Raw genomic sequence first — 6,326 nt, forward strand, 5'->3', positions numbered from 1 at the left:
CGTGGCGTGCCGCGGTCGGGTCACCGAGCGTTGGTGGCGCAGGCCGGTGAGCCGAGGACGCGGTCGAGATACGCGTTCGCGAACACCCCGGTCGGGTCGGCGGCGTCGCGCACGGCCAGGAAGTCGTCGAAACGGGGATAGAGCCCACGCAGCGTCGCCGCGTCCAGTGAATGCAGTTTGCCCCAGTGCGGCCGGCCGCCGACCGACAACATGATTTTCTCGGCGAGGCCGAAGTAGTCGCCGTGCGCACCGCGATGATCCACGTGCACGGCGATGTAGGCGGTGTCGCGGCCGTACGCCGTCGATATCGGGATCTCGTCCGCGGCGGCACATCGGACCTCCACCGGGAAGACGGCACGCACGTCCGCGCTCCCCATGGCGTAGACCAGCTCACGCAGCGTCGCGGCGAGATCGGCACGGGGGAGGGCGTACTCCATCTCCTTGAACCGGACCCGGCGGTGGGAGGTGAACACCCGGTAGGACAGGTCGCGGAACGTGCGGCTGCCCGAGGCCCGCGCGCTGACGTGCGCGATGGGCCGCACCGCCGCGGGCATCCGCCGGCCCGTCGTCATCAGCGCGCCGAAGAGGGTGTTCGACACCAGTTCGTCGTCAACCCAGCAGCGCAGCCGGGGCAGCGGCGCCAGGCCGTCGTCGAGCGGACGCCGCTGCCCGCGTCTGACCAGGGCCGTCGTGGTGTGCGGAAACCACGAGAAGCGGAGGTGGTCGGTCTGGTCGACGAGATCGTCGTAGGTGTCGAGGACCTCGTCCAGGCGCATCGGACCCTCCTGGACCTGCAGGGCGAACAGCGGCACCGCCTGCAGGGTGACCGACGTGACGACGCCGACGGCACCCAGGCCCAGCCGGGCGGCGGCGAACAACTCGGGACGTTCGCCGCGTGAACAGGTGACCACACTGCCGTCGCCGAGTACCACCTCGAGTGCCCGGACCTGGGTGCACAGGCCGCCGAAGCGGCTCCCGGTGCCGTGGGTGCCGGTCGAGATGGCACCCGCGATGGTCACCTCGTCGACGTCGCCCTGGTTGGTCAGGGCGAGCCCGGCCTCCGCGAGCAGCCGGTTCAGCNGGCGCATGGTCATCCCACCGCGCACCGTCACCAGGCCGCTGCCGCCGTCCAGAGCGACGAGGTCGGCGCACCTGTCCAGGCGGACCTGGACGGAGCCCGGGTCCGGGCGGCCGATGGCGCTCATGGAATGGNACGATCCGATCGCCCGGATCTGATGGCCGTCCCGGATGGCGGTACCGACCAGGGCGGAGATCTCCTCCGCGTCGCGGGGGCGGGCGAGGCGCACCGACCGGACGGTCTCGTTGCCCGCCCAGTTGCGCCAGGCCGAGGACTTACCAACGGGCGAGCCCATGGGCACCTCCGTCTGCCGGGACCGATGGCCGCGGTCCGGGGCCGGTCCGAAGTCGGGACCGGCCACCATCGTGAACCGGGCCTTCCCGGCTCCGTCACGCGGGGGGCGGGTGATGGCCGTTCACAGGGCGATGCGTCGTCCGACCTCCGTCCGGGCGGGATGGGCCGGTGGTCACGGACGAGCGACAGGTACGACATGATCCGCGCTTGCGGACTCCGGTGGGATCCGCGGTCGCACATCGGGCAGCAGACTCCGGTAGGCATGACGGGGGGACGATCGTGACCGGAGTACCCCCATCAGCCATCGGCGGGCCGGGCCTTCCACCGTGTGATGCAGGGCCGCGGCGAAGGCGAAGGACAGGGCGAAGTCGGCGAGGATGGCGAGCGCCGTCCCGGCCGCGGTGGTGGCGTCGACCCAGCCGAGTTCCCCGCTGATCGTGAGTGTGGCGGGGTGAATGAGATAGAAGGCGTAGGAGATCTCGCCGAAATAGACGAGTGGGCGGGAGCTGAACACCGGAATCCGGCGGCCGTCCGCCTCACGGGTGCCGGCCAGGAAGATGATGATGGCAAACGCCGGCAGTGTGAGCGTGTCCATGAATCCCTGTAGATGGCCGTAGCGGTAGCCCAGGAGTATCGGGACGACCAGCCAGGCGCAGGAGAAGGCGGTGAGCATCCGACGCTGCCACGGCGTTGCGCGGGCNCCCTCACGAGCCAGCAACCCAAGGACCACGCCAAGGACGAACTCGCCGAGCCGCACCGCCGGGTTCGCGTACGCGGCAAGATCGAACCGAGAGCCCGCGGTGCTCGCCGCACATGCCACGGCCGCGGCAGGGAGAACGAACAGGAGCGCGGCGCGGATGCGTTCGGGGTTGGTGCGGGTCGCGAACCTGCGGTACACGTGGGGGAAGACCAGGTAGAAGAACGCCTCGCAGGACAACGACCACAGCANGGCACCACCCCAGCCGAAATAGATCGACTGGGTTGGAACCCATGCCTGGACGAGGAGCAGACTCGGCAGGATGGAGAGGGGCTTCGAGCCGAAGTCCCCCAATGTCCCCAGCGGCCACGCGATCGCGAGCCAGATCCAGATGGCGGCGAAGTACAGGGGATAGACCCGGGCGAACCGGCGCCAGTAGAACTGCCCCGCGGTGATCGGCCTGGTCGCCCAGGTGAGGACGAACCCCGACAGCACGAAGAAGAACGTGACGCCCACGTAACCGATGTTGCCCAGCACCGCGACCACCGGCAGGGTCCCCTGGACGTCCGCGTGGATGTGGCGGAGGAACACCAGAGTGGCGGCGACTCCCCGCAAGCCGGTCAACGTGGGCAGCTCCAGCCCNGNCTGAGGTGCTGGGAGCTGCCGCGAGGGACGGAAGCTCTCCTGCTGGGCGGATTCTGGCGAGGTCCTCCGGGTCAACGCGCCCCCTTGATCGTCAGCCGTGCGTGCCGTCCCAGGCGAGGCCACGGCGATACCTCGGAGGAACAAACACTAACGTAGGTGTTGAATTGCCCATCGCGCCCCCGATCGGGTGAACATCGTGGCGCCGGCAGCCGGCTAGCGGGCGAACCTGGGACCTGGGCGGCAGTCGCCGCACAGCGTTGTGAGGTCTAGCCCGTCTGCGGACGAGCTACGAACGAGTCCACTGGTCCGGGTCCATAGGTGGGGCGTATCACGATCTCGGTGATACTCGCGCGGTCGGGAAGTGCCACTGCCCCGGTCACGACGTCGGCGATGTCGTCGGGCGCGATGAGCAGGTCGGCATTCCACGCCCGCCCCTCGGCCTGGAAGATTTTTTGCTGCATGGGGGTCGCCGTGCGGCCCGGGAAGACCGTGCACACCCGCACCCCGGCAGCCGAGACCTCCGCCCGCAGGCTGTCGGCGATCGCCCGCAGGGCGTGCTTGGCCGCGGCGTACTGGCCGACGCCGGCGCCGGCGGACAAGCCCTGGGTGGAGTTGATGAACACCACGTCGCCACCGGTCCGGACGAGGTCCGGAATCAGCATCTGGGTGAGCACATAGGGCGCGCGTACATTGATGTCCAGCTGTTCGTCAAGGTCGGTCAGTGGGGCGTCGGCGATCGCGCCGCGGTGGTAGGCCCCTGCCGAGTGCACCAGGATCTTCAGGTCCGTGGGCTGATCACGGACCATGTCGACCAGACAGCCGCGGTCCGCGGGATCGGTGATGTCCGCAGCCTGGTGATGGATGGTCAGACNGACCTCGTCGGCCTCCTTGACCATCCTCGCCAGCACCTCCTCATCGCGACCGGTCGCGATGACAAATGCGCCGGCCCGCGCCAACCGAAGGGCGACGGCGCGCCCGATCCCGCTGGAGGCACCGGTGACCAGTGCGCCGCGGCCGGCGAGCTGGGGCAGGTGGGGCAGGTGGGTACGCGGACTTCCGCCTAGCAGATGGTCGGCACAGGCGATGGCCAGGTTCTGCTTTGCCGTCACTGCTTGGACGCTCCTCGGCAGAGTGGCGCAGGTCGCTAACCTGGACGAACACGAGCAGGCTGCCGCTGGGATCCGCGGACGGGTCCCGTTCGCCAGCGCGAACACGCGTCGATGCGGGTCGATCGCGGCTATCTGCGGCGAAGTAGCCACATCCCGCACGGTTGCGACTGTACCATCACGTAACGGTCGAGTATGCGTTGGCGCCCAGGGCCGCCCCAGCTCTCCAATCCCCGCCAGGAACGCGGTCAGGTCGAGTGGAGCGACCGAGGCCGGCGGCTTCCGCTGTCGCTGCGATCAGCGGATCGGGGACGCTCGGGGCCCGGTGATGGCCGGCTGCGGCGGCAAGCGTGCGGCGCGGATACTCGACACGCGAGATTCCGGCTCGGGCGGAGGCAGCGTCGAGCTTGGGGAGAACCGCGTCGGCACGTCACGTACGAGGATGTCGGCCACCGGCGTCACCTCACAGGTTCAATATCAGATTCCTCAATCGCGATATCATGGCCGCTTCTGTGCGGGCACCTACCCCACTCACCTCGCAACTCACCTCGCACGTACCCAAAGGTGTCCTGCGGCGGACTGCAGCCCGGCGGAGGCTTGGAGGAGGAAGGAGAGCAACGNCCCCGCCAGCGACGCGCCGATCGCGATCGACCAGCCCGCCGGACCGAGCGGGGTGCAACCGAAGAACTGGCTGACGCCTGGCATCTGCACGATGGCGGCCAGGACGACCGCCGAGGCGGCGATGCTCAGCAGGACCGTCCGGCTGCGGCCGCCGACGAGCAGCGTCTGGCCCAGTTGCGAGCCGACGAGCGCGGCGAGGCCGACCGTGTTCGCGTGCCGTCGGCGCCCGGTGAGGCGGGCGATGATCCAGGCACCCGTGGCGGCGAGGGTCGTGGCGACCGCCCGCACCGCGATCTCCCGGTTCAGGGCGGTACCGAGGGAGCGCTCCGGGCCCTCGCTGAGGAGCTGNCCGGTCGCCTCCGGATCCGGCTCGCGCAGCGCGACGGCCAGGGCCGGGGCGAGATCGGTGAGCAGGTTGACGAGCAGCAGTTGCCGCGCGGACAGTGGCGACCGCCCGGTGGCCATGGAGCCGAGGAGAGTGAACGCGATCTCGCCGAGGTTCCCGCCCACGAAGATGCCCAGGGCCTGGCGGACCGAGGCCCACATCGAACGGCCCTCGACGAGCACGTCGATGATCGTGTTCAGCTGGTCGTCCGTCACGATCACGTCGGCGGCGGCCCGGGCCGCCGGCGTGCCACGCCGGCCCAGCGCGAGGCCGACGTCGGCGAGCCGGATGGCGGGCGCGTCGTTGGCGCCGTCGCCGGTCATCGCCACCGTCTTGCCCAGCCGCTGGTAGGCCTCCACGACCCGCACCTTATGCAGCGGAGTGCTCCGGGCGATCACGGCCACCCTGGGCAGGACCGCGTCCAGGGCCTCGTCGTCCATGGCTTCGAGCTCGACACCCGTCAGCATGATCTGGTCGTCGGTGAGCACTCCCAGTTCGGTGGCGATCGTCCTGGCGGTGGCCGGATGGTCTCCGGTCATCATCAGCACCTGCACGCCCGCGGCGCGCAGCGCCTCCAGCGACGCCCCGGCCGTGGTCCGGACCGGGTCGGACAGGACGAGGAAGCCGAGGAAGGCCAACTCGGCCACGCTGTCATCGGTGAGTTCCTCGTCCGCCGGTCGGGGCGCGGACCCCAGGTCGCGATCGGCCACCGCGAGGACGCGGTAGCCCGCGCCCGCGAGCCGGCTGTGCTCCTGGATGAGCCTCGCCCGCCGGCGGTCGTTCAGCGGTGCCGTTCCGTCGGCGGTCCGGATGCGGGCGCACCGTGGCAGCAGCACCTCGGGCGCCCCTTTGACGCTCAGCACCGTGGTCGTGCCGGCATCCCCCACTGCCGCGTGGTAGCCGCGGCCCGGCTCGAAGGGAAGCGAGGCCGTCGGCGACCACACGGCGAGACCGTACTCGCGGGTCACCGCCGCCGCGGCCGCTCCCTTCTGCACCGCGCGATCGGTCGGATGCGGCAACTTCTTCTTTCCTTTGCCGCGCGGCGTGGCGCGTAGCCCGGCGGCCAGCACCCGCCGATGCGTCGCTCCGAACTCGGTCACCGCGGCGGTGTGCGTGCCGTCCGAGACGGCGTGCAGGTGGATCCTGCCCTCGGTGAGCGTTCCGGTCTTGTCGAAACCCAGCACGTCCACCCGGCCGAGGGTCTCGATGGTGCGGGGGTTGCGTACCAGCGCGCCCCGTGCCGAGAGCCGTCGGGCGGCGGAAAGCTGGGCGGCGGTCGCGAGGAAGGGCAGCCCTTCGGGCACCGCCGCGACGGCGAGCGCCACCCCGGCGCTGAGCGTGTCCCGGATCGGCAGGCCACGGATCAACCCGGAGGCCAACAGTGCCCCGGCGGCGGCGAGCGCCACCGGAATGGTGAGATCGGTGATTGTGGACAGTCGCGCCTCGACGCCGCTGAGCCGGGCGGGACCGGCGGTCGCGGCCATGCTGCGCCCCNCCNNG

At 70.6% G+C, this 6,326-nt stretch carries 4 protein-coding genes and 1 pseudogene; all 5 read right to left on the reverse strand.

The features are described from left to right. Nucleotides 1-20: 20 nt before the first annotated feature. On the reverse strand, nucleotides 21-1,373 hold the full coding sequence (locus CED_RS09195; RefSeq protein WP_035909915.1) for a D-arabinono-1,4-lactone oxidase: 1,353 nt from the start codon (nucleotides 1,371-1,373) through the stop codon (nucleotides 21-23). Nucleotides 1,374-1,544: 171 nt separating this feature from the next. Beyond that, nucleotides 1,545-2,693: an acyltransferase gene (locus CED_RS09200; RefSeq protein ID WP_235186979.1), complete on the reverse strand. Its 1,149-nt coding sequence runs from the start codon at nucleotides 2,691-2,693 to the stop codon at nucleotides 1,545-1,547. 287 nt (nucleotides 2,694-2,980) lie between these two features. After that, nucleotides 2,981-3,823: an SDR family oxidoreductase gene (locus CED_RS09205; RefSeq protein WP_235186980.1), complete on the reverse strand. Its 843-nt coding sequence runs from the start codon at nucleotides 3,821-3,823 to the stop codon at nucleotides 2,981-2,983. Between the two features lie 265 nt (nucleotides 3,824-4,088). Beyond that, nucleotides 4,089-4,175, reverse strand: a pseudogene (locus CED_RS26125) (VapC toxin family PIN domain ribonuclease); the annotation flags it as partial. A gap of 188 nt (nucleotides 4,176-4,363) precedes the next feature. Beyond that, nucleotides 4,364-6,326 (reverse strand): HAD-IC family P-type ATPase (locus tag CED_RS25195; protein WP_235186981.1); only part of this gene is annotated, 1,963 nt, incomplete at its 5' end.

The sequence above is a fragment of the Frankia sp. CeD genome (assembly GCF_000732115.1).
Taxonomy (GTDB): Bacteria; Actinomycetota; Actinomycetes; order Frankiales; family Frankiaceae; genus Frankia; species Frankia casuarinae.